This window comes from Streptacidiphilus sp. MAP12-33 (genome assembly GCF_041261265.1).
GTDB lineage: Bacteria > Actinomycetota > Actinomycetes > Streptomycetales > Streptomycetaceae > Streptacidiphilus.
In genome coordinates this window covers 1-21,535 of record NZ_JBGCCA010000065.1, presented here as the reverse complement: position 1 = coordinate 21,535, position 21,535 = coordinate 1, and the positions used below count along the sequence as shown (strand labels likewise).

17 protein-coding genes and 1 pseudogene are annotated in these 21,535 nt (G+C 74.0%); 14 read left to right on the top strand and 4 right to left on the bottom strand.

Annotated elements, in window-relative coordinates:
• From ABH931_RS38835 to ABH931_RS38820, 4 genes and pseudogenes are all read left to right on the top strand, one after another.
• Nucleotides 1-146: pseudogene (locus ABH931_RS38835) on the top strand (4-hydroxy-3-methylbut-2-en-1-yl diphosphate synthase); the annotation flags it as partial.
• A 167-nt stretch (nucleotides 147-313) separates the two neighbouring features.
• Nucleotides 314-1,162: a GNAT family N-acetyltransferase gene (locus ABH931_RS38830; protein ID WP_370124564.1), complete on the top strand. Its 849-nt coding sequence runs from the start codon at nucleotides 314-316 to the stop codon at nucleotides 1,160-1,162.
• A gap of 181 nt (nucleotides 1,163-1,343) precedes the next feature.
• The gene (locus ABH931_RS38825; RefSeq protein ID WP_370124560.1) at nucleotides 1,344-3,167 is read left to right on the top strand and encodes a hypothetical protein; all 1,824 of its coding nucleotides are present in this window, start codon (nucleotides 1,344-1,346) and stop codon (nucleotides 3,165-3,167) included.
• A gap of 84 nt (nucleotides 3,168-3,251) precedes the next feature.
• Entirely contained in the window at nucleotides 3,252-3,845 is a 594-nt protein-coding gene (locus ABH931_RS38820; RefSeq protein WP_370124558.1) for a GNAT family N-acetyltransferase, read from the top strand.
• On the opposite strand, the gene ABH931_RS38815 is transcribed toward ABH931_RS38820, so the two are convergent.
• From ABH931_RS38815 to ABH931_RS38805, 3 genes are all read right to left on the bottom strand, one after another.
• Complete coding sequence (locus tag ABH931_RS38815; RefSeq protein WP_370124556.1) at nucleotides 3,775-4,362, bottom strand: hypothetical protein; 588 nt, start codon at nucleotides 4,360-4,362, stop codon at nucleotides 3,775-3,777. The two genes, ABH931_RS38820 and ABH931_RS38815, sit on opposite strands and share 71 nt — an antisense overlap.
• 43 nt (nucleotides 4,363-4,405) lie before the next feature.
• Nucleotides 4,406-5,332 (bottom strand): aminoglycoside phosphotransferase family protein, encoded by a 927-nt coding sequence (locus ABH931_RS38810; RefSeq protein ID WP_370124554.1) that lies wholly within the window; start codon nucleotides 5,330-5,332, stop codon nucleotides 4,406-4,408.
• Nucleotides 5,333-5,540: 208 nt separating this feature from the next.
• The gene (locus ABH931_RS38805; RefSeq protein ID WP_370124552.1) at nucleotides 5,541-6,548 is read right to left on the bottom strand and encodes a DUF4439 domain-containing protein; all 1,008 of its coding nucleotides are present in this window, start codon (nucleotides 6,546-6,548) and stop codon (nucleotides 5,541-5,543) included.
• A gap of 171 nt (nucleotides 6,549-6,719) precedes the next feature.
• Here ABH931_RS38805 and rimP point away from each other — a divergent pair, with 171 nt between their 5' ends.
• From rimP to ABH931_RS38755, 10 genes are all read left to right on the top strand, one after another.
• Nucleotides 6,720-7,271 (top strand): ribosome maturation factor RimP, encoded by a 552-nt coding sequence (rimP, locus tag ABH931_RS38800; protein ID WP_370124550.1) that lies wholly within the window; start codon nucleotides 6,720-6,722, stop codon nucleotides 7,269-7,271.
• 34 nt (nucleotides 7,272-7,305) lie between these two features.
• Nucleotides 7,306-8,313: a transcription termination factor NusA gene (nusA, locus tag ABH931_RS38795; RefSeq protein WP_370124548.1), complete on the top strand. Its 1,008-nt coding sequence runs from the start codon at nucleotides 7,306-7,308 to the stop codon at nucleotides 8,311-8,313.
• An 88-nt stretch (nucleotides 8,314-8,401) separates the two neighbouring features.
• Nucleotides 8,402-8,680: a YlxR family protein gene (locus ABH931_RS38790; protein WP_370124562.1), complete on the top strand. Its 279-nt coding sequence runs from the start codon at nucleotides 8,402-8,404 to the stop codon at nucleotides 8,678-8,680.
• Between the two features lie 147 nt (nucleotides 8,681-8,827).
• Nucleotides 8,828-11,902 (top strand): translation initiation factor IF-2, encoded by a 3,075-nt coding sequence (gene infB, locus ABH931_RS38785; RefSeq protein ID WP_370124546.1) that lies wholly within the window; start codon nucleotides 8,828-8,830, stop codon nucleotides 11,900-11,902.
• 133 nt (nucleotides 11,903-12,035) lie between these two features.
• Complete coding sequence (locus ABH931_RS38780; protein WP_042461286.1) at nucleotides 12,036-12,332, top strand: DUF503 domain-containing protein; 297 nt, start codon at nucleotides 12,036-12,038, stop codon at nucleotides 12,330-12,332.
• A gap of 77 nt (nucleotides 12,333-12,409) precedes the next feature.
• Nucleotides 12,410-12,889, top strand: coding sequence for a 30S ribosome-binding factor RbfA (gene rbfA, locus ABH931_RS38775; protein ID WP_370124544.1), 480 nt, complete (start codon nucleotides 12,410-12,412; stop codon nucleotides 12,887-12,889).
• 2 nt (nucleotides 12,890-12,891) lie between these two features.
• Nucleotides 12,892-13,989 (top strand): bifunctional oligoribonuclease/PAP phosphatase NrnA, encoded by a 1,098-nt coding sequence (locus ABH931_RS38770; protein WP_370124542.1) that lies wholly within the window; start codon nucleotides 12,892-12,894, stop codon nucleotides 13,987-13,989.
• 44 nt (nucleotides 13,990-14,033) lie between these two features.
• Nucleotides 14,034-14,948 (top strand): tRNA pseudouridine(55) synthase TruB, encoded by a 915-nt coding sequence (truB, locus tag ABH931_RS38765; protein WP_370124540.1) that lies wholly within the window; start codon nucleotides 14,034-14,036, stop codon nucleotides 14,946-14,948.
• A 308-nt stretch (nucleotides 14,949-15,256) separates the two neighbouring features.
• The gene (locus tag ABH931_RS38760) at nucleotides 15,257-18,874 is read left to right on the top strand and encodes a hypothetical protein (RefSeq protein ID WP_370124538.1); all 3,618 of its coding nucleotides are present in this window, start codon (nucleotides 15,257-15,259) and stop codon (nucleotides 18,872-18,874) included.
• Between the two features lie 57 nt (nucleotides 18,875-18,931).
• Nucleotides 18,932-19,876 carry a bifunctional riboflavin kinase/FAD synthetase gene (locus ABH931_RS38755; RefSeq protein ID WP_370124536.1) on the top strand — a complete coding sequence of 315 codons (945 nt, stop codon included), beginning with the start codon at nucleotides 18,932-18,934 and terminating at the stop codon, nucleotides 19,874-19,876.
• 60 nt (nucleotides 19,877-19,936) lie between these two features.
• On the opposite strand, the gene ABH931_RS38750 is transcribed toward ABH931_RS38755, so the two are convergent.
• Nucleotides 19,937-21,535: AAA family ATPase (locus tag ABH931_RS38750; protein WP_370124534.1), on the bottom strand; the 1,599-nt coding region annotated here is incomplete at its 5' end.

Below are 21,535 nucleotides of genomic sequence, written 5' to 3'. Positions count from 1 at the left end.
AGATCTTCGTCAAGGGCGAGGTCATCAAGACCGTGCCGGAGTCGAAGATCGTGGAGACCCTGATCGAGGAGGCCCTCAAGCTCGCCGAGCAGATGCAGGAGGCCGGGGTCGAGTCCGGCACCCCGACCGTCGTCGCCGCCGAGTAGGACCGAGCAGCACCAAGCAGCGCCAAGCAGCACCGAGCAGGACCGCAGTACAGACCTGGGGTTGACGTGGCCCGGCCCGCCGGGCCACCGTCGACCCCAGGTTGGTTGTTTTACGCCTTGGCTCAGGGGGTCGCCAGGGCCGTATGAGGAGATAGGGTGCCCCCGTGTTGAGCAGTTCTGTGGCGACGACGCGTGTGCTGACGCCTGCGGACCTGCCGGCCGCGCTCGAGGTGCTGGACCGCGACCCGATCGAGAACGCCTTCGTGGCGGCCCGGGTCGCCGTCGCCGGACTCGACGCCTGGCGGCTCGGCGGGGAGATGTGGGGCTTCTTCGAGCACGGCAGGCTGGAGGCGTTGTGCTACTCCGGTGCCAACCTGGTGCCGTTGAGCGCGTCCTCCGCCGCTGTCCAGGCCTTCGCCGACCGCGCCCGCAAGCAGGGACGCCGCTGCTCCTCCGTCGTCGGTCCGGCCGCGGCCGTGGCCGAGCTGTGGTCGCTGCTGGAACCGCACTGGGGCTCCGCCCGCGAGGTCCGCGCCCGGCAGCCGTTGATGGCCACCTGGGAGCCGTCCCGCGAGATCGCCCCCGACCCGCGGGTGCGGCGGGTGCGCCGCGACGAGATGGACCTGCTGCTGCCCGCCTGTGTGGCGATGTTCACCGAGGAGGTCGGCGTCTCGCCGCTCGCCGGTGACGGTGGCCTGCTCTATCGCGCCCGGGTCGCCGAGCTCGTCACCAGCGGTCGCGCGTTCGCCCGCTTCGAGGGCGACAAGGTGGTCTTCAAGGCCGAGATCGGTGCGGCGACCGAGCGCGCCTGCCAGATCCAGGGCGTCTGGGTGGCCCCCGAGTTCCGTGGTCGCGGCCACAGCGAGAGCGGGATGGCCACTGTCACCGAGATCGCGCTGCGCGAGGTGGCCCCCGTCGCCAGCCTCTACGTGAACGACTACAACGTGGTCGCACGCGCGGCCTACCGTCGGGTGGGGTTCACCGAAATCGGTGCGTTCATGAGCGTGCTGTTCTGACTTTGACGTGTGATGTGAGCGTCGTGTGCACGCGCGTGGTGCTTGTGTGACGATTGTCGATTTGCCCCTCTCGTACGGGTGCGCGGCATGCATACACTCGCGCCGTCCTCGTCCCGCCGACCGCGCGTGACCGTCCCCGTCCGCCGCCGTCCCCGGGACGCCCCCGAAGGAAGGACGGCGCGTGTTACCTCACCGACCCAACCCTCGACGCCGCAGCCCCCGCCGCCGGACGTCCCGCCGGCTCCCCCTGCTGGCCGGGCTCCTCACCGCCCTGCTGGGCCTCGCGGCCCTCCTCGGCAGCGCGCTCGCCGCGACCGCCCCGAACCCGCCGGGCGCTCCAGCCGCCCAGCCGCCCGCCGTCCCGAACGCGGACTGCACGCTCAAGGTCCCGGCTGCCCCGCTCACCGCGGTCGGCCTGGCCTCCCCCTACCTGCTCACCGCGACCGACGCGGCCAAGGGCCCCTGCCACGAGGCCGACGCGGCCCAGTCCGCCTTCGTCCAGGCCACCGTCCTGAACCCGGCCACCGGAGCCGTATTCGTCTACGACCCGCTGGTGATCGACCGCGGCACCCGGCCCGCCCGCGCGGCGGTCGTCCCCAAGCTGCCCGCGCACGCCGTGGTGGGCCTCTGGTTCGGCTTCAACGGCAACAACCTGACGCTCGGTGGGAGTACCGCCGCGGGACGTTGCGTCAACGGCACGCGCGGCTCGATCTTCGGTCAGTTCGCCTACTGCAACGCCCCCGCCTTCTTCTCCGCCGCGCGCGGCGCGGAGCGGGCCGGGCGGCTCAAGGTGCCGCCGCTCGGCGTCGGACGCGACGGCGCACCCTGCCCGACCACCCGCGACTTCGGCATCGTCGACCAGGATCAGAGCGACAACGTCACCACCGCCTACCTGGCCACCCCCGACGGCCGCATCGCGCAGCGCACCGCCGCCGACACGGCGGCGCTCGGGCCGCAGGGTGCGGTGGACCTGGCCAACGGCAGCGACAACCTGCTGCTGACCGCCTTCGTCGACCCCGCCCTCGGCTGCACCCCGTGGACCGCGCCCGACCTCGCCGACCCCGGCCACAGGGCGACCGCCCTGGCCCTCGACGAACTCCAGGCCGCCGCGGACCAGGGCACGCCTGTCGCCCTGGTCCCGCGCAACGACCCGATGGTGCTCGGCGCGAACGGCGCGCAGAGCCGCACCAAGACGAACCTGTACCGCGTCGGCGTCGACCAGGCCCCGGTCGGCGCGGGCAAGGGCACCGACCAGGGCGACGGCCCGACGTACTGCGCCCGCCTGGCGAGCGGCGGTGCCGCACGCCTCACCGCCGACGGGGCACTCTTCACGGCCGCTGTCTCGCCGACGACGGGTCAGAACCTCGCGGACTTCCTCAGCCAGCGGTTGGCCGCGTCCTTGCAGAACCTCGGCTGCCCGCAGCAGCAGTCGGCGACGCCCGCGGGTCCGGGCTCGCCGTCGCCGTCGCCGTCGCCGTCGGCATCGGCATCGGCGTCCGCGACGGGGACCGGTCCGGCCGCTCCCGCCTCCGGCGCCCCGACGGCCACCGGCACGGGTGCTCCTGCGTCAGAGGCCCCGGCCTCAGATACCCCGACGGGAACAGGAGCCGCCTCGCCGAAGCTGGTGCCGCCCGCGGGCGCGGGCGGCACGCCGGGGACGGCCGAAGGTGCCGGTCCGGCCGACAGCCCGAGCCTGGCCCTGGTCGGAGACGTCGTGCCCAGCCCCAGCCCGGTTCTGCCCAGCGCGGTTGCGTCCGGCGGTGCCGGGATGATCGGGTCCGCGACGATGATCGCCGCTCCGTCCGTCACCGCGTCCGTCGCCACGTCCGTCACCGCGTCCACCAAGGCGCCGGTTCGTGCGACACCGACGCATGGGCGGCTCGCCGACACCGGGGCGAGCCCGAGGCTGTGGCCGTTCGCCGGGATGGCGGTCGCGGTGCTGCTGCTCGGCTGTTCGGTGCGGCTGCTGACGGGAGCCCGCCGGCACCCGCAGCGCAGGCACTGACCGCCGCCGCGGTCCGGCCGGTGCGGGCCGCGCGCCTGCCGGGCCGCATGGTTGATCGTCCGTCCCAGGCGGTAGCGTCCGCATATGGACGAAGTCAGGATCGAGCCCGTCGATCTCGCCGTGTACGCGGCCGCCGCACTGGACGTGCAGGCGGTCGCGTTCGGCCTCGGGCCGGAGGAGGTCGCGCTGCGCCTGCAGATCGTCCAGCGGCACGCCGAGATCGCCGGGGTCCGCGCGTTCGGGGCCCTGCACCACGGGGTCCTCGTCGGCTTCGGGTACGGCATGCCCAACGACCGCGGCTACTGGTGGAGCACCGTCATCGAGCCCTACCTCGCGGCCAACGGCCATGCGGCCTGGCTCGACCAGGCCTTCTCCGTCACCGAGCTGCACGTCCATCCCCGCTACCAGGGGCTCGGACTGGGCCGCGCGCTGATCACGACCCTGTGCGCGGCCAGCGAACTGCCGCGCACCATCCTCTCCGCCGTGGACCGGGAGACGCCCGCAAGGGCGCTCTACCGGTCACTCGGCTACCAGGACCTCGCCCGGCGCGTCATGTTCCCCAACACCGTGCTGCCCTACGCGGTGATGGGCGCGGCGCTGCCGCTGGCTATTTCGTCCGGTCGTCGTCCGAACGGTGTTCCGCGCTCCGCTCCGCGTGCGCCCTTCGGGCCTCCCTGAGCTGCTCGGTGACCATCGACAGCCGGAACAGCGCCAGCACCAGCCCCGCGGCCAGGAAGCACCCCAGCGGACCGTAGACGATCACGTCGTACTGGCTGCGCATCCACAGCGTCAGGGCCGACAGGGCCGGGACGCCCAGCAACGCCGCCAGGTACCAGCGACCGGGGGCCACCAGTGCCAGCGCGACGGCCAGCAGCGGGTACAGCAGGAACGCGTGCGGCAGCGCACCCGCGAGCAGCGCCGTCACCGGCACCAGCAGCGTGGCCAGCAGCAGTGGCAGCCGCGTGTGGTGCAGCCGCGGGCGCAGCGCGGTCAGCACGGTCGCGCAGTACAGCACCGCGAACACGCCCAGCACCAGCAGGGCCAGCATCGGCCTCGGGTACTGGCCGTGCAGCACGTCGGAGTTGAGCGGCACGAGGGCCAGCAGGACCCACGGCAGCAGCAGGTAGGGGCTGAAGCGCGGGGCCCGTTCGATCTCGTCGTCGGTCAGAGGTCGGCGGCGTGGCGGCTCTGCCACAGGTACATCACTCCGGGCGTTTCGACAGGGGAGGGGACGGGGGTCACAGCCTGGCGGCGAATTCGAGGAAGAGCGACGCGTGTCTGGTGTCGCCCACGTCCAGGCTCCACAGGCCCGCCTCGACGGTGCGGAAGAGGGTCCAGCCGCGCAGCCGCTCCGGGTCGACGGCCGCGTCGGCGGCGAGCCGCTGAAGCCGGCGACGGGCGGCGGCCTCCGGGCCCGGGGAGCCGGCCAGGGTGTCCAGCCGGTCCTGGGCGAGCCAGGCGAGGTCGTAGGCGCGTTCGCCGACGAGCGGCTTGGGGTCGATCGCGAGCCAGGGCGCGCGCTCGGCCGACAGCACGTTGCCGTGATGGTAGTCGCCGTGGAGCAGCAGCCGCTCCTCGCGGGCGGCGCTGTCCTGCAGCAGGGTGGCGGAGACGTCGAGGGCCTCGTCGACGAGCGGCAGCAGGTCGGCGGCGGCCGGAATCGCCCGACGGCGCGTCAGTTCCTCCCGCAGGCCGCCGACGTACGCCTCGACCGTGGTGAACGGGTGGTCCTCGGGCGGCGCGACCCAGAGCCGGCGCAGCGTGCCGAGCGCCTCCAGCATGGCCTTGTTCTCGGGCAGCGAGCGCAGGGAGACGTCGCCCTGGGCGCGCTCCAGCAGCATGGCGCCGTCCTCGGGCGCGCAGGCGTACATCCGCACGGCGCCGTGGCCGTCCCAGTGCGCGAGCGCCGCGTGCTCCTGCTCGCCCTCCGGGTGCGGATACCCCAGCTTCAGCGCGGCGGGCGAGCCGTCCGCGCGGCGCACGAGCAGGACCAGGCTGATCTGCCCTCCGGGCTCGCAGACGCGCTCCAGCGTCAGCTCCCACCGCGCGAGGTACGCCTCGGCGAGCCCCGGCAGTGTGTCGAGCCACGCCTGCCCGGCGTCGGACGCCCAGCAGCGGACGGTCTCCTGGAGCCGTACGGGAATGCTGATGGCTGGTGCCGTCATGCTCGCCCTTCGTCGTGATCGTGCTGCCATTGTCGACCATTCACCTGTGCGAGGTTGCACCTCCGGGGGCGCGGGGCTCGGCCCGATGAACTGCGTGCGCGAGCAACCCACCCGAGGGAGATGGCCCTGTCCGCTCGGGCATCTCACGGCCCGCGGTGGCTTGTCGCGCACGCAGTTCATGGGCAGTTCCCCGCGCCGGGGGTCCGGCTCAGTGGTCCGGCAGGCCGGGGAAGGGGGTGGAGGTGGCGCCCCAGGACTGGGCGCGGAGGGCGGTGAGGCGGAGTTGGGTGGCGGCCTCGTCGCGGAACGCGTGGGCGCTGGCCTGGACGGCGTTGGCGTAGACCGCCGCCAGGCGGGACTCCAGAAGGGCCGCCAGGCGGCGGGCCGAGGCGGTGTCGGTGACCTCGAAGGGCAGCGTGTACGCCGCCGCGGCCGCCTGCGGGGTCGCGCCGGAGGCGGTGATCAGGGACTCCAGGGTGTCCCGGCGGGCGCGGTGCAGGTCGAAGTCCGAGGTCGCCTGGGAGCGGCGGCCGCCGGAGAGGAGCGCGCCGAGGACGCCGTAGCCGAAGACCGTCGCCTGCTCGGCGCCCAGCGCCGCCTGCAGGGCGTCCAGCTCGGACGCGGTCGGCCGCAGCCGGGCCAGGCTCGGGACGGTGGCGGCCGGCACCCGGCCGCCCAGCTGGACGGTCCGCTGCGCGGCGCCCGCGCCGATCGAGGCCAGCAGTCTCGCCAGCACGGGGGAGACGACCTGCAGTTGCGTCACGCACAGCGAGACCAGCCCGGCCTCGCCGCTCGCCAGCTCCGCGTCACCCGGGCGCGCCCTGGCCCCGGAGGCCGTGGCCGGAGCCGTCGGCGAGGCGGAGACCGGAGCCGACGCCGACGCCGACGCCGATGCCGGGGAGACCGGAGCCGCAGCCGACGCCGAGGGGGACGCGGCGTGCCCGCCGGCGCCCAGCGCCGCGAGCTGCGTGGCCAGGCCCCGCCGCAGCTCCGTGTGCGCGGCCGCGCTGTCGTACCCCGCGAGTAGCGTCGTCATCGCCGCACCGACCTGCTGCCGGGCGGCGGTGTCGAGGTCGACGGGCGTCGGGCGCGGGCTCGCGGACGCGTGCCCGGAGCGGGCCGAGGAGGAGGCGTCGCTGCCGCACGCGCTGAGCGTGCCGAGCGAGGCGAGCAGCCCGGCCGTGAGCAGGCTGCGGCGGCGAAGGGAGGCGGCCATGAGCAGGGACGTTACCGTGTGATCCAAAGGTGTGTGAGGGCGCAGGGGATTTGTGCCGAATCGGCGGTGGGCGGGCCGACCGGTTAGGCTGTGGGGCGCGCTCGGGAGCGATCAGACCCCGGGGGCGACCAGACCTTCTGACAACAGCAGACGCGGCCGAGGAGTATTCGGATGAGCACCACCCTGAACGACCGGCTGCACGATCTGCTGGAGCCCCTCGCCGCCTCGGCGGGTGTGGATCTGGAGGAGGTCAAGGTCGCCCGCATCGGCGGCAGCCGGGTGCTGGAGGTCGTGGTCGACGCCGACGGCGGGGTGGACCTGGACACCGTGGCCGAGCTGAGCCGCGAGTTCGGCGAGGCCCTGGACGGCACCGACCTGATGGGCGAGGCGGAGTACCGGCTGGAGGTCGGCTCCCCGGGCGCCGAGCGCCTGCTGGCCCAGCCGCGCCACTGGCGTCGCGCTGTCACCCGCCTGGTCAAGGCCCAGCTCACCACCGGTGGCGAGCTCACCGGCCGGGTGCTGGAGTCGGACGACGAGGGTGTGCTCCTGGAGATCCCGCCGGTCAAGGGCCGGGGCAAGGTCACCGAGCGGCGCCTGGCTTTCACCGAGATCGCCAAGGCGCGCGTGCAGCTGGAGTTCAACCGCAAGGACTCCGCTGCCGAAGAAGACATTGTGGACGAGGACATCGACATCGAGCCGGACGACGCCTCCGACGAGGCGTGAGTCCCTAACTTAAGAGAGAAGAGGAGGCGTAGCCATGGACATCGACATGAGCGCCCTGCGTGGACTGGTCCGCGAGCGTGAGATCAACTTCGACCTGCTGGTCCAGGCGATCGAGTCGGCCCTCCTCATTGCGTACCACCGCACTGAGGGCTCGCGCACGAAGGCCCGCGTCGAGCTGAACCGCGAGAACGGCCACGTCACCGTCTGGGCCACCGAGGACCCGGACGAGGTCGAGGACGGCGCGACCCCGCGTGAGTTCGACGACACCCCGACCGGCTTCGGCCGGATCGCGGCGAGCACCGCCAAGCAGGTGATCCTGCAGCGTCTGCGTGACGCCGAGGACGAGACCACGTTCGGCGAGTACGCCGGCCGCGAGGGCGACATCGTCACCGGCGTGGTCCAGCAGGGCAAGGACCCGAAGAACATCCTGGTCGACATCGGCAAGATGGAGGCCATCCTGCCGCCGCAGGAGCAGGTGCCGACCGAGGAGTACAAGCACGGGCTGCGCCTGAAGTGCTACGTCGTCTCGGTCAAGAAGGGCGTGCGCGGTCCGTCCGTGACGCTCTCGCGCACGCACCCCAACCTGGTGCGGAAGCTCTTCGCCCTGGAGGTCCCGGAGATCGCCGACGGCAGCGTCGAGATCGCCGCGATCGCTCGTGAGGCCGGTCACCGCAGCAAGATCGCGGTCTGGACGAACAAGCCGGGCCTGAACGCCAAGGGCGCCTGCATCGGCCCGATGGGCCACCGCGTGCGCCAGGTCATGGGCGAGCTCATGGGCGAGAAGATCGACATCGTCGACTGGTCGGACGACCCGGCGGAGATGGTCGCCAACGCGCTGTCCCCCGCTCGGGTGACGAAGGTCGAGATCGTCGACTACGACACCCGTTCGGCCCGTGTCACGGTGCCGGACTACCAGCTCTCGCTGGCCATCGGCAAGGAGGGCCAGAACGCCCGCCTCGCCGCGCGCCTGACGGGCTGGCGGATCGACATCCGGCCCGACACCGAGGGCTCGGAGAGCGCCGGGGAAGGTTCCCGCGCCTGACGGCGTTGATCAGTGGGTGTCGACCGCGGTTATCCGCGTGCGGATAAACCGGGTCGGAACGAAGACCATCAGAGGGGTAGACTTGGACGTGTCTGGCCGGACGCGCAACGCGGCATGCCCGGAACGCACCTGCGTGGGTTGTCGGAAGCGAGCGGCCAAACACGATCTGCTGCGTGTCACGGCGGTCGAGGACGTTCTCGTCCCCGATCCTCGCGGCACGTCGCCCGGTCGGGGCGCCTATGTGCATCCCGAGCCGGGCTGCCTCGTGTCGGCCGTGCGCCGACGGGCGTTCCCGCGGGCGTTGCGCCGGCCGGGGCCGCTGGACACCGCCGAACTCGAGCGGTTCCTCGGGGCGAAGGCTCAGTAGCAGGCAAGCCGAGCAAGTCAGGTAACAGGTACCTCGCGAAGTCGAAAGTAGGTCGAGATTGCGATGAGCACTCGATGAGTACGCGATGAGTACGGCATGAGGCAATAACGACGGTCCGGCGGAGAACCCGGACCTAGAAGGAGCGAAGTGGCTAAGGTCCGGGTATACGAACTCGCCAAGGATCTGGGCGTTGAGAGCAAGGTCGTCATGGCCAAGCTCCAAGAGCTCGGTGAGTTCGTCCGTTCGGCGTCGTCGACCATCGAGGCGCCTGTTGTTCGCAAGCTCGAGCTTGCGTTCGGTGGAGGCTCTGCCCCCGCCAAGTCCGCGGCGAAGTCCGCGGCCCCCAAGCCGGCCGGTGCCGGCCCGAAGCCGGGTGCCCCGCGCCCGGCCGCCCCCGCGCCCGCGGCTCCCAAGCCGGGTGCCCCCAAGCCGGTCGCAGCGGCCCCCGCCGCGCCGGTTGCCCCGGCCGCGCCCGCGGCGCCGCGTCCCGCGGCCACCCCGGGTCCGCGTCCGGCTCCGCGTCCGGCCGCGCCGGCCGCCGAGTTCTCGGCTCCGGCTCCGGCTGCCGAGGCCCCCGCGGCTCCGGCCGCCCCGCGTCCGGCCGGCAACGCGCCGCGTCCCGGTGCCCCGCGTCCGGCCACGCCGGGTGCGCGTCCGTCCGGGCCGCGCCCGGGCAACAACCCCTTCACGTCCAGCAACACCGGCATGGCTCGTCCGGGCGCCCCGCGTCCGGACCGTGGCGAGCGTCCGGAGCGTGGCGAGCGTGGCGCCGGTGCCCCCGACGCCCGTGGCCCGCGTCCCGGTGGCGCGCCGCGTCCGGGTGCCCCCGGTGGCGCCCGCGACGACCGTGGCCCCCGTCCGGGCGGTGCCCGTGACGGTGGCGCTCCGCGTCCCGGTGGTGCCCCGCGTCCCGGTGGTGCTCCCGGCGCCGGTGCCCCGCGTCCGGGCGGCGCTCCCGCTCCCGGTGGGATGCCGCGTCCGCAGGGCCCGCGTCCGACCCCGAGCGGCATGCCGCGCCCGAACCCGGGCATGATGCCGCAGCGTCCGGCCGGCCCGCGTCCGGGTGGTCCCGGCGCGCGTCCCGGTGGTCCGGGTGCCCGTCCGGGTGGCGGCGCCGGTGGCGCGCGTCCCGGCTTCCAGGGTCGTCCGGCCGGTCCCGGCTCGCGTCCGGCGGGTGGCGGCTTCGGCGGCCCGCGTCCGGGTGGCGGCGGCGGTGGCGGCGGCTTCGGTGCCCGTCCGGCGGGTGGCGGCGGCTTCGGCGGTCGTCCCGGTGGTCCGGGTGCCCGTGGCGGCACGCAGGGTGCCTTCGGCCGTGGCCCCGGTGGCCGTCCGGCCCGTGGCCGTAAGTCGAAGCGTGCGAAGCGCCAGGAGTACGAGGCCATGCAGGCCCCGTCCATCGGTGGCGTGATGCTGCCGAAGGGCCACGGCGAGACCGTGCGCCTTTCGCGTGGCGCGTCGCTGACGGACTTCGCGGACAAGATCAACGCCAACCCGGCCGCGCTCGTCTCCGTGATGTTCAACCTCGGCGAGATGGTCACCGCGACCCAGTCGGTCTCCGACGAGACGCTGCAGCTGCTCGCCGGCGAGATGGGCTTCACGCTCGAGATCGTCAGCCGTGACGACGAGGACCGCGAGCTGCTCGAGTCCTTCGACATCGACTTCGGCGAGAACGAGGGCGACGAGGACGACCTGCGTCCGCGTCCGCCGGTCGTGACCGTCATGGGTCACGTCGACCACGGTAAGACCCGCCTGCTCGACGCCATCCGCAAGACCAACGTGGTCGCGGGCGAGGCCGGTGGCATCACCCAGCACATCGGTGCCTACCAGGTCGTCACGGACGTCAACGGCGAGGAGCGTGCGATCACGTTCCTCGACACCCCGGGTCACGAGGCGTTCACCGCCATGCGTGCCCGTGGTGCCAAGTCCACCGACATCGCGATCCTGGTGGTCGCGGCCAACGACGGTGTCATGCCGCAGACGGTCGAGGCGCTCAACCACGCCAAGGCCGCCGGTGTCCCGATCGTCGTCGCGGTCAACAAGATCGACGTCGAGGGTGCGGACCCGGTCAAGGTCCGCGGTCAGCTGACCGAGTTCGGTCTGGTGGCCGAGGAGTACGGCGGCGACACCATGTTCGTCGACATCTCCGCCCGCCAGGGTCTGAACATCGACTCCCTGCTGGAGGCCGTGGTCCTGACCGCGGACGCCAGCCTGGACTTGCGCGCCAACCCGGAGCAGGACGCTCAGGGCATCGCGATCGAGGCCCACCTGGACAAGGGCCGCGGCGCCATGGCGACGCTGCTCGTCCAGCGCGGTACCCTCCGCGTCGGTGACTCGATCGTCGTCGGTGACAGCTACGGCCGCGTCCGCGCCATGCTCGACGAGAACGGCAACAACCTGCAGGAGGCCGGTCCCTCGCGTCCGGTCCTGCTGCTCGGTCTCACCTCGGTGCCCCGCGCCGGCGACAGCTTCATCGTCGTCGACGAGGACCGCACGGCCCGCCAGATCGCCGAGAAGCGCTCGGCCCGCGACCGCAACGCCATGTTCGCGCGTCGTCCGGTCCGCGTCTCGCTCGAGGACCTGGACAAGGCCATCGCCGCCGGCGGCATCCAGAACCTGAACCTCATCATCAAGGGTGACGTCTCCGGTTCCGTGGAGGCCCTGGAGGACGCGCTGCTCAAGCTGGACGTGGGCGAGGAGGTCGAGCTCCGCATCCTGCACCGCGGTGTGGGTGCGATCACCGAGTCCGACGTCGACCTGGCCATGGGCTCCGACGCCATCATCCTGGGCTTCAACGTCCGGGCCGAGGGTCGTGCCCGCACGGCCGCGGACCGCGAGGGCGTCGACATCCGCTACTACTCGGTCATCTACCAGGCGATCGAGGAGATCGAGGCGGCGCTCAAGGGCCTGCTCAAGCCGGAGTACGAGGAGGTGCGCCTCGGCTCCGCGGAGATCCGCGAGGTCTTCCGCTCCTCCAAGTTCGGCAACATCGCCGGTGTGCTGGTCCGCGAGGGCCTGCTGCGCCGCAACGCCAAGGCCCGCCTCATCCGCGACGGCAAGGTCGTGGCGGAGAACCTCACCATCGAGGGTCTGCGCCGCTTCAAGGACGACGCGACCGAGGTCCGCGAGGGCTTCGAGGCCGGTGTCACCCTGGGGTCGTTCAACGACATCAAGGTCGAGGACACCATCGAGACCTACGAGATGCGCGAGAAGCCGCGCTCGTAAGTCCCTGAGGTAGAAGAGGGGGCCGGGAGACGGAAGCAATTCCGTCGACCGGCCCCCTCCTCGCTCGGTACGGTTGAGGACAGCGGTTCACATCCGTCCCCGAGGCCTCACAGGTCGGCGTGACCTGTCACACATGTTCGTGGGAACACTTTCGTTCGACCTGCTCCTGGGTGATATTCACTCCCTCAAGGAGAAGCGGTCGATCGTCCGGCCCATCGTGGCCGAACTGCAGCGCAAGTACAGCGTGTGCGCTGCGGAGACCGGAAACCAGGATCTGCACCGCCGGGCCGAGATCGGCCTGGCCGTCGTTTCCGGCGAGGCGTCCTACGTCGTCGAGATCCTGGACAGCTGCGAGCGGCTGGTGTCGGGGAGACCCGAGGTGCAGCTGCTGTCGGCGAGGCGCAGGCTTCGCGATGACGAGGACGAGTAGGACAATCGGACAGGGCGCCCCAAGGAGGGCGTCTGCGGGTACCGTTCCCACGGTGCCCACCAGCACGAGGAGGACCAGTGACCGACACCGCGAGGGCGCGCAAGCTCGCAGACCGCATTCGGGTGGTCGTCGCGGAGACGCTCCAGCGGCGGATCAAGGATCCCCGTCTCGGGTTCGTCACCATCACCGACGCCCGCGTGACCGGTGACCTGCGTGAGGCCACCATCTTCTACACCGTCCACGGCGACGAGACGGAGCGCGAGGCCTCGGCCGCCGCGCTGGAGAGCGCCAAGGGCGTCCTGCGCTCGACCGTCGGGCGCGAGACGGGCGTGCGGTTCACCCCGACGCTCACCTTCGTCCTGGACGCGATCCCGGACACCGCCCGTCACCTGGACGACCTGCTCGTCAAGGCGGCGGCCCAGGACGCCGAGGTGCGCAGCGTCGCCGTCGGCAAGACCTTCGCCGGTGAGGCGGACCCGTACCGCAAGCCCGGTGAGCACGACGAGGACGACGACGTCGACCTCGAGGGCAACGCCGACGAGGCAGAGGACGCGTAGTCGTGTCCGGCCGGCAGGACCGTGTGGCCGGGACGCCCACCAGTGTGGTGGGGGTCCCGGCCCCTGCGCTGCCCGCTCCGCGTGCGGAGCTGCGGCGGCCGAGCGAGGCGGACTGGCGGGCGGTGCTCGACGCGATCGGCGCCGCCTCCTCCGTCGACCTGGTCGCCCATGTGATGCCCGACGGTGACGCGCTGGGTTCCGCGCTCGCGGTCGGCCTGGCGCTGCGGCAGCGCGGCGTCGAGGTACGCGTCTCCTTCGGCGACGACCCGCAGGTCGTGCCGGCCTCGCTCTCCTTCCTGCCCGGGCAGGAGCTCATCGTCCCTGCCGCGGACGTGCCCGAGCGGCCGGAGTTGATGATCAGCTTCGACGTCTCCGACGCGCGTCGGCTCGGCCTGCTGCTGGACAAGGCGCGGGCCGCGCGGGAGCTGGTCGTCGTCGACCACCACACCTCCAACGCGGGCTTCGGCACCCGCAGCCTGATCGACCCACTGGCGCCCGCGACGGCCGTCCTGGTGGACGAGCTGCTGCGGCGGCTCGGCGTCCCCCTGGACGAGCCGATCGCCACCTGCCTGTACGCGGGCGTCGCCAGCGACACCGGCTCGTTCCGCTATTCGGCGACCACGCCCGCCACCCACGAGTTCGCCTCCCGCCTGCTGGCGGCCGGTGTCCGGCACGACACCATCTCCCGGCAGCTGTGGGACACGCAGTCCTTCGGCTTCCTCAAGGTCCTGGCCGCCGCGTTGGAACGCGCCGAGCTGGAGCCGGCGGCCGCCGGTGGTCGCGGGCTGGTGTGGACGTGGGTGCCCTGGGCCGACCTGCTCGCGCACGGCGTCCCGCCGGAGCAGATCGAGGGCCTGATCGACGTGGTCCGCAAGGCCGCCGAGGCCGAGGTCGCCCTGGTCCTCAAGGAGGACCCGGACGGCAGCCTGCGCGGTTCCTCGCGCGCCAAGGGCGCCGTAGACGTCGCCGCGGCCTGCGGCGCGCTCGGCGGCGGCGGCCACGCCTACGCGGCCGGCTTCACCTCCCACCTGGGCGTCCCGGCGACGGTGGCCGCTTTCCGCGGTGCGCTGGCCGCGCTGGTCGTCCCCCCCGATCTCTGAACCGATCTCTGAACCGATCCCTGAAGAAAAGACTGAAACGCCTCGTGAAGCGCAAGGGCACCGGCCCCGACGGTCTGGTCATCGTCGACAAGCCGGCCGGGATCACCTCCCACACCGTCGTCGCCCGCATCCGCCGTCTGGCCGGCACCCGCAAGGTCGGCCACGCCGGCACGCTGGACCCGATGGCGACGGGCGTTCTGGTCGTCGGCAGCGAGAAGGCCACCCGGCTGCTGGGCCACCTGGCGCTGACGACGAAGACCTACGAGGCGACGATCCGCCTCGGCCAGACGACGATCACCGACGACGCCGAGGGCGAGGTCACCGCGTCCACCGCGGCGGACGCGGACACGGTCGCGGACGAGGCGGTCGCCGCCGGCGTCGCCAAACTGACCGGCGCGATCCTCCAGGTCCCGTCGAGCGTCAGCGCGATCAAGGTCGACGGCAAGCGCTCGTACGCGCGGGTGCGCGAGGGCGAGGAGGTCGAGCTGGCCGCCCGCCCGGTCACCGTCTCCCGCTTCGAGGTCCACGCGCGCAGGGACGCGGTGGCGGAGGACGGCACGGCGGTCGTCGACCTCGACGTGACGGTCGACTGCTCCTCCGGCACCTACATCCGCGCGCTGGCGCGCGACCTGGGCGCGGACCTTGGCGTCGGCGGCCACCTCACCGCGCTGCGCCGCACTCGTGTCGGCGCGTACGGGCTCGACCTGGCGCACACGCTGGAGGAGTTGGAGGACTCCTTCGCGGAGAAGGTGCTTCCCATCGCCGACGCCGCGGCGGCGGCGTTCCCCCGCTGGGACGTGGACGAGAAGCAGGCCCGCCTGCTGGCCAACGGCGTGCGTATCGACGCGCCCGGGCTCGGCCTCACCGGCCCGATCGCAGTCTTCGACCCGGAGGGTCGCTTCCTCGCGCTGATCGAGGAGCACGCGGGCAAGGCGAAGGTCATCGCCGTCTTCGTCTGACCTTCTCGCTCCCGCAGGTAGTTGCACCAGCCAGGGGCGCGGGGAACTGCGCGAGAAACCCACCCTAGGCGGCTGGCCCTGTACATGTCGGGACCAACCGCACGCCGGTGGCTTGTCGCGCAGTTCCCCGCGCCCCTGGCTGGTTGCAACGAAACCCCTGTCACTCCATCCAGCGAGCGCGTGAAGCGTGGGGACGGCGGGTGGGAGGGCATGCGGCGGGCAGCCGTTAAGCGGTGGGCAGCCTTCCGCTGGGTGGTGCGAGGGTGCGCGCCGCACGGCGGAAGGGCGGGGCGGTGGGGCCTGGGCTGGTGCGGGTCAGTGACACGCGGGGAACGCTGCGGGGGCTCGCCTTCGGGGTGGACCGGGACGGCACGCTGGTGACCGCACACGAGGTCGTCGACGGCCTCGCGGGCCTGCTGCTGGGCTACCCCGACGGCAGTTCCCTCCGGATTGCCGGGAGCGGCATCGTGCCGCTGCCGGCCTGCGGTCTCGCCCTGCTGCGGGCCGCGGTCCCGACCGGAGGGCCCTGGCCGCTCGCGGACGGGACTGCCACGCGACTGGTGACCGTCGCGGGGCCGGGCGCCGCCCTGCAGGGCGCGGTCACCGGGCTCGTCACCGCCCGCTACGAGGCGTCCGAGCGATTCTGGCTGCTGCCGGACGTCTGGCAGCTCGGCCTTGAACAGGCCCCCTACGGCCTGCCCGTTCATGCCGCGGGCGGCCCGGTCGTGGACGCCGAGACCGGCGCCGCCGTGGGCGTCGCGACGGCCGCGCTGCGCAGCCGTCGTCGGGGCGCGGTCCTGGCGGTGCGGCTGGGGGCCGTGGCCGCGGAGCCCGCCCTGGCGGACCTGCTGGCCCGCAACGCCGAGACCGTTCCGGCCCACGGCCGCGCGCTCAACCTCGCGGGCGTGCTGGAGCTCGCCGCCGCCGGGATCGACGCGGCCGCGACGGAGGCCGTGGCGCGGCGTGTGCCGCGCGTCGGCGGGCTGGTCGAGGCGGCGCAGGGGTGGGATCCGGTGCGACCGGTGCTCGCCGTCGTGGGTGAGGCGGGCAGCGGGCGGACGACGGAGCTGGCCGCCCTCGCCCTCCACCGCACCCGCGCCGCCTACCGGCTGCCGACGCTCTGGCTGCGCGGCGCCGATCTGGCCGCCGGGGACGCGAGCGTCCTCGACGCGGCGGACCGCGCGCTCGCGCGGGTCCACACGCTGCTGCGCCACCCCGCCCCGGCCCCGCTGGCGGGCCGGGCGGCCCGCGTGGCGGCCGCCGGGCACCGACCCCTGCTGATCGTCCTGGACGGCCCCGAGGAGGCCCCGCCGCAGGTGCTCGCCCGCTGGCGCGGCTGGTGTGCGGAGACGGTGCGGCGCCTGCGCGGCACCGAGTGCCGACTGCTGGTCGGCTGCCTGCCCGAGTTCTGGGAGCACACCAGCCCCGCCCTCGCCCCGGACGACGTCCAGGGCTGCCACGTTCTCGGCCCCCTGGACCCGGTCGCGGCGTCGGCACTGGCCAGGCGCGTCGCCCCGGCAGCAGCCGGCTCCGCCTGGGCGGGCGGGGGCACGGGGATGGCTGACGGTGCTGCGGGGGCGGCCGAGAGCCGCACCGGGGTGGGTCCGTCCGTTTGGGCGGGTGTGGACGTGCGGGCGAACGACAGTGCCGAGGCGGCCGAGGGCTTCGCCGGGGCGGGCCCTTCCGCCTGGGCGGGCGGGGGTACGGGGATGGCTGACGGTGCCGCGGGGGTGGCGGCCGGGAGCCTCGCCGGGGCGGGCCCTTCCGCCTGGGCGGGCGGGGGCACGGGGATGGCTGACGGTGCCGCGGGGGCGGCCGTGGCGGCCGGGAGCCGCGCCGGGGCGGGTGCTTCCGGGTTCGCCGCTGGGCCGGGTGGAGCAGGCGGGGCCGCCTCGTCGCGCGGGGCCGCCGCGTGGGCGGTGGCGTCGGGCGACGCGCTCGCGCTACGGCTGTTCGGTGAGATCACGGACGCTCAGCCCGCGCTGGTGCTGCCGCGCTCCCGGCCGCTGACGCGGCCGGAGCTGCTGTCCGCCTGGCTGGACCTCGCCTGCCTGCGGATCGCCGAGCGGCTGAGCGGTCCGGGCGCTCCGCCCGGCCTGGGGCCCCATGCCGTCCGCCGCCTGGCGGCGCGGGTGGCCGGGCGGTGCCACGAGGCGGCGCGCCGGATGCTGGGCGCGCCGGACGGCGGGCTGACGGCGGGGGAGTTCGACGAGCTCTTCCCCTGGGCCGACGGGTGGGCCCAAGCCGCCATCGGCGAAGGCCTGTTCGTCGCGGCGGGCACCGGGTACCGCCTCGCCTCGGGGGCGCTCGGAGACCGGTTGCAGGGCTTCCATCTCGACCTCCCGGCCGCGCTCACCGTCGTCTTGGCCGACAGCGCGCCACCCCCGGGGGAGGGGCCGTCGTCGCGTCCGGTCGGTGCGCACCGGCGGGGCGGCCCCCTTGGCTGGGCGCCGCCGGTGCCCGTCCAGGGGCGGCAGGTCGGGGGTGGCGTGCCGCGCTGGCGCCTCGCGGTGGTCCGGCAGGCCCTGCTCGCGCTCGGCGCGGGCGCCGAGACGGGAGCGGGTGATCCCCAGGCACTGGAGGCGCTGCTCAGCCGGCTCGTGCTGCGCCTGGACGGCCCGGACGCGGCCGTTCCCGGCTCGGACGCGCACTGGTGGGCCGAGCGCCTCCTCTCCGGCACCCTCCACCGCCTGCCGGACGCGGGCCCTTTCGCTCCCTTGCTCCGCGCGCTGGCCGCACGGGTCGTCTACGGCACCACCCTTGCCGCCGACGCGGCCGGGCAGCACGACGGCGATCGGGAGGGGATGTCGCGGGGCATCGGGACAGCCGGTGAGGCCACGCCCGCTGTGCTGGTGCCCGGGCGGGCCGAGGCCGTCGGGACCGGCGGCTACGTGCCGTTCCTCCCGTGGGACTTCTGGCGACGCCTGCCGCTGACCGTCGAGGCCCGACTCGACGTGCTGCGGGTGCTGGCGCGGGCCGAGGCGGTGGAACCCGGACGGCTGCTGGGGGAGGTGCTGGTGCAGCAGCCGACGGCGGCGCTGCCGCCGCTGTGCGGGTGGCTGGCCGACGAACGCGTCAGCGGGATCGCCGCGGAGACCCTCTTCGCGCACCGGTCCGTCGCCCTGGACGAGCTGGCCGAGTCGCTCGTCGACACCGCGCATCCCCGCGCGGACGCGCTGCTACGGGCGCTCGCCCAGGCGGAGCCGTCGGCGCTGGCGCGGGCGGTGGACCGGTGGGCCCACGATCCGCGTCCCGAGCGGCACGTCGCCGCGGCGTCGGTGCTGCCGCTGCTGGCGGACCGGGCCGCCGGTGCGGCGGCCGCCGAGCGGACGCTGCTGCGGCTCGCCGCCGAGACGCTGCTCGCGCGCGGCGATGAGCCCGCCCTCCACGGCGCCGCCTACGCCGCGCTCGTGTGCGACCCGGCGGCGCGACCGCGGCACCTCGCGGCCGCCGTCGCCCGCTATCTGGCCGGTGACCCGCTGCTCGGCGCCGCCGCGCTCACCCCCGCGTTGGACGGCGATCCGGCCCTGGTCCTGTCCGGCTACGCCGGACGGCTGCGTGAGCCCGGAGAGGAGGCCGCGGCGGTCCTGCGGGCGCTCGGTCCGACGCCCGCGCCGCGCGCGAGGGCGGCGGCGGCGCGGCTCGTCCGCGAGTACCTCCAGCGCCGTCCGGAGGCCGCCGCGCAGGTGGGCGCGTGGATGCGGGCTCGTCTCGCGCACGGTCCCGCCGAGCGGGAGACCCTGCTGGCCTTCGCCCGGAACGTCGCCGCCGAGCAACCCGAGCCGGTCCGCCGCCGCGTCGCGGAAGCGCTCGCCGAGGAGGAGGGCACCCTCGCCCAGGAGCTGCGGAGGCTGTTGAACCCGGCTGTGAATCCGGCTGTGACGAGTCCGATGCGGATCGGGGACCAGGCCCATGGCAAGGTATAGGGGGTTGGAACCACTGGGGCCTGCGGCGACGCGCAGGACGGACGAGGAGCGGTCAAGGTGCAGCGCTGGCGTGGCCTGACGGAAGTACCGGAGGACTGGGGACGCAGCGTCGTCACCATCGGGTCCTTCGACGGGGTGCACCAGGGCCACCAACTGATCATCGGCCATGCCGTGGCCCGCGCCCGCGAGCTCGGCGCACGGTCCGTCGTGGTCACCTTCGACCCGCACCCGAGCGAGGTCGTGCGTCCCGGCAGCCACCCGCCGCTGCTCGCCCCGCACCACCGCCGTGCCGGGCTGATGGGCGCGCTGGGCGTCGACGCGGTGCTGGTGCTGCCGTTCACCGCCGAGTTCTCGCAGTTGTCGGCGCAGGAGTTCGTCCAGCAGGTGCTCGTGGACGGCCTGCACGCGGAGCTGGTCGTCGAGGGCCCCAACTTCCGCTTCGGGCACCGCGCGGCGGGCAACGTCGAACTGCTGACCGAGCTGGGCGGGCGTCAGGGCTTCGGCGTCGAGGTGCTGGACCTGCGCGTCAGCGGCCGGGCCGGCGACGGCGCGCCGTTCTCCTCCACACTGGCCCGCCGGCTGATCGCCGAGGGCGACGTCACCGGCGCCGCCGAGGTGCTGGGCCGTCCGCACCAGGTCGAGGGCGTCGTCGTGCGCGGCGCGCAGCGCGGACGCGAGCTCGGCTACCCCACCGCGAACGTGGAGACCCTGCCGCACACCGCGATCCCCGCCGACGGCGTCTACGCGGGCTGGTTGACGGTGGATCAGGAGCGGATGCCGGCCGCGATCTCGGTGGGCACCAACCCCACCTTCGACGGTACCGAGCGCACGGTCGAGGCCTATGCCATCGACCGGGTCGGCCTGGACCTGTACGGGCTGCACGTCGCGGTCGACTTCCTCGCCTACCTGCGTGGCATGGAGAAGTTCGACTCCATCGACGCGCTGCTCGACCGGATGGCCGACGACGTCAAGCGCGCGCGTGAGCTGACCGACGAGTCCTGAGTCTTCGCCAACACGTGAGGGGCGGACCGCTGTGGCGGTCCGCCCCTCACGTGTTCCTGCCTACTGCTGCGGCGGCGGGTAGCCGTAGCCCCACTGCTGGCGCGGGTCGTACGGCTGCTGGCCCGGCTGCGGTCCCGGCTGGGCGGGAGGCGCCGCCGGGTAGGCGGGCGGGGCCGCCTGGAACTGCTGGCGCGGGTCGTACGTCTGCGGCGGCACCCCCGGCTGACCGGGCTGCGGCATGCCCGGCTGCTGCCAGCCCATCGGCTGCTGCTGGGTCCGGGGGAAGTCGGCCGCGACCATCGCGGCCAGGTGGAAGTAGGCCTCGCGGGTCTTCGGCTTCATCCGGTTGAGATCCACCTCGGCGCCGGCGGCCAGGTGCTCGTCGAAGGGCACGACCACGACGCCGCGGCAGCGGGTCTGGAAGTGCGCCACGATGTCGTCCACCTTGATCATCTTCGACGTCTCGCGGACGCCGGAGACGACTGTGATGCTGCGCTGCACCAGGTCCGCGTAGCCGTGCGCGGTCAGCCAGTCCAGCGTGGTGCTGGCACTGCTCGCGCCGTCCACGCTGGGCGTGGAGACGACGATCAGCTGGTCGGCCAGGTCCAGCACGCCGCGCATGGCGCTGTAGAGCAGGCCGGTGCCGGAGTCCGTGAGGATGATCGGGTACTGCTGGCCGAGGAAGCCGATGACGCGTCGGTAGTCCTCGTCGTTGAAGGTCGTCGAGACCGCCGGGTCGACGTCGTTGGCCAGGATCTCCAGACCGCTGGTCGCCTGCGAGGTGTACCGGCGCACGTCCATGTAGCTGCGCAGGTGCGGGATCGCGGTGACCAGGTCGCGGATCGTCGCGCTGGTCTCGCGCCGCACGCGGCGGCCGAGGGTGCCCGCGTCCGGGTTGGCGTCGATCGCGATGACCTTGTCCTGCCGCTCGCTCGCCAGGGTCGAGCCGAGCGCGGTGGTGGTCGTCGTCTTGCCGACGCCGCCCTTGAGGCTGATGACGGCGATCTTGTAGCTGGTCATGACGGGTGTGCGGATCACGGCGAGCTGCTGCGCCCGGTTCGCCTCGGCGGCCTTGCCGCCCAGCCGGAAGCGCGGGCCGCCCTGTCGCCGCTCCGGCGGCTGGTTCTTCAGCAGCCGGTCCGAGGACAGCTCGACGGCGGCGGTGTAGCCGAGCGGCGCGCCCTGCGCCACGGGCCCTGCGGGAGCCCCGCCCCAGCCCTGCGCCTGCGGCGGCACGGCCCACGGGTTCGCCCCACCGGCGCCCGGCACGGGCCCCTGCGGGTCCGCCTGCGGCGGCACACCGGGCGGGGTCGCCGGGCGGTAACCCTGCTGCTCGGCGTACGGCCCTTCCGCACCCGGGTAGCCAGGCACGGGCGCCCCGGGATACCCACCGGGCCCCTGCCCGGCAACCCCCGGCGGCACGAACGGCGGCACGCTGCCTTCGGCGGGCGCGCCGGGAGGTGCGAACGGCGCGGGTGCGCCGGGTGCCGGGAACGGCGGGACGCCGCCTTCGGCGGGTGTGCCGGGGGTTGCGAACGGTGTGGGTGCGCCGGGTGCCGGGAACGGCGGGACGCCGCCCTCAGCCGTGGACGGGAACCCCGGCACGCCGCCTTCGGCGGGCGCGGGGAAGGGGGGCGGCGCGGTGCCGGGGCTTGCGAA

Excerpts from the sequence above, each read along its gene's own strand:
- ABH931_RS38820 (WP_370124558.1), top strand. The coding sequence starts at position 3,252 with ATGGACGAAGTCAGGATCGAGCCCGTCGATCTCGCCGTGTACGCGGCC.
- ABH931_RS38810 (WP_370124554.1), bottom strand. The coding sequence starts at position 5,332 with ATGACGGCACCAGCCATCAGCATTCCCGTACGGCTCCAGGAGACCGTC.
- ABH931_RS38805 (WP_370124552.1), bottom strand. The coding sequence starts at position 6,548 with ATGGCCGCCTCCCTTCGCCGCCGCAGCCTGCTCACGGCCGGGCTGCTC.
- rimP (WP_370124550.1), top strand. The coding sequence starts at position 6,720 with ATGAGCACCACCCTGAACGACCGGCTGCACGATCTGCTGGAGCCCCTC.
- nusA (WP_370124548.1), top strand. The coding sequence starts at position 7,306 with ATGGACATCGACATGAGCGCCCTGCGTGGACTGGTCCGCGAGCGTGAG.
- ABH931_RS38780 (WP_042461286.1), top strand. The coding sequence starts at position 12,036 with ATGTTCGTGGGAACACTTTCGTTCGACCTGCTCCTGGGTGATATTCAC.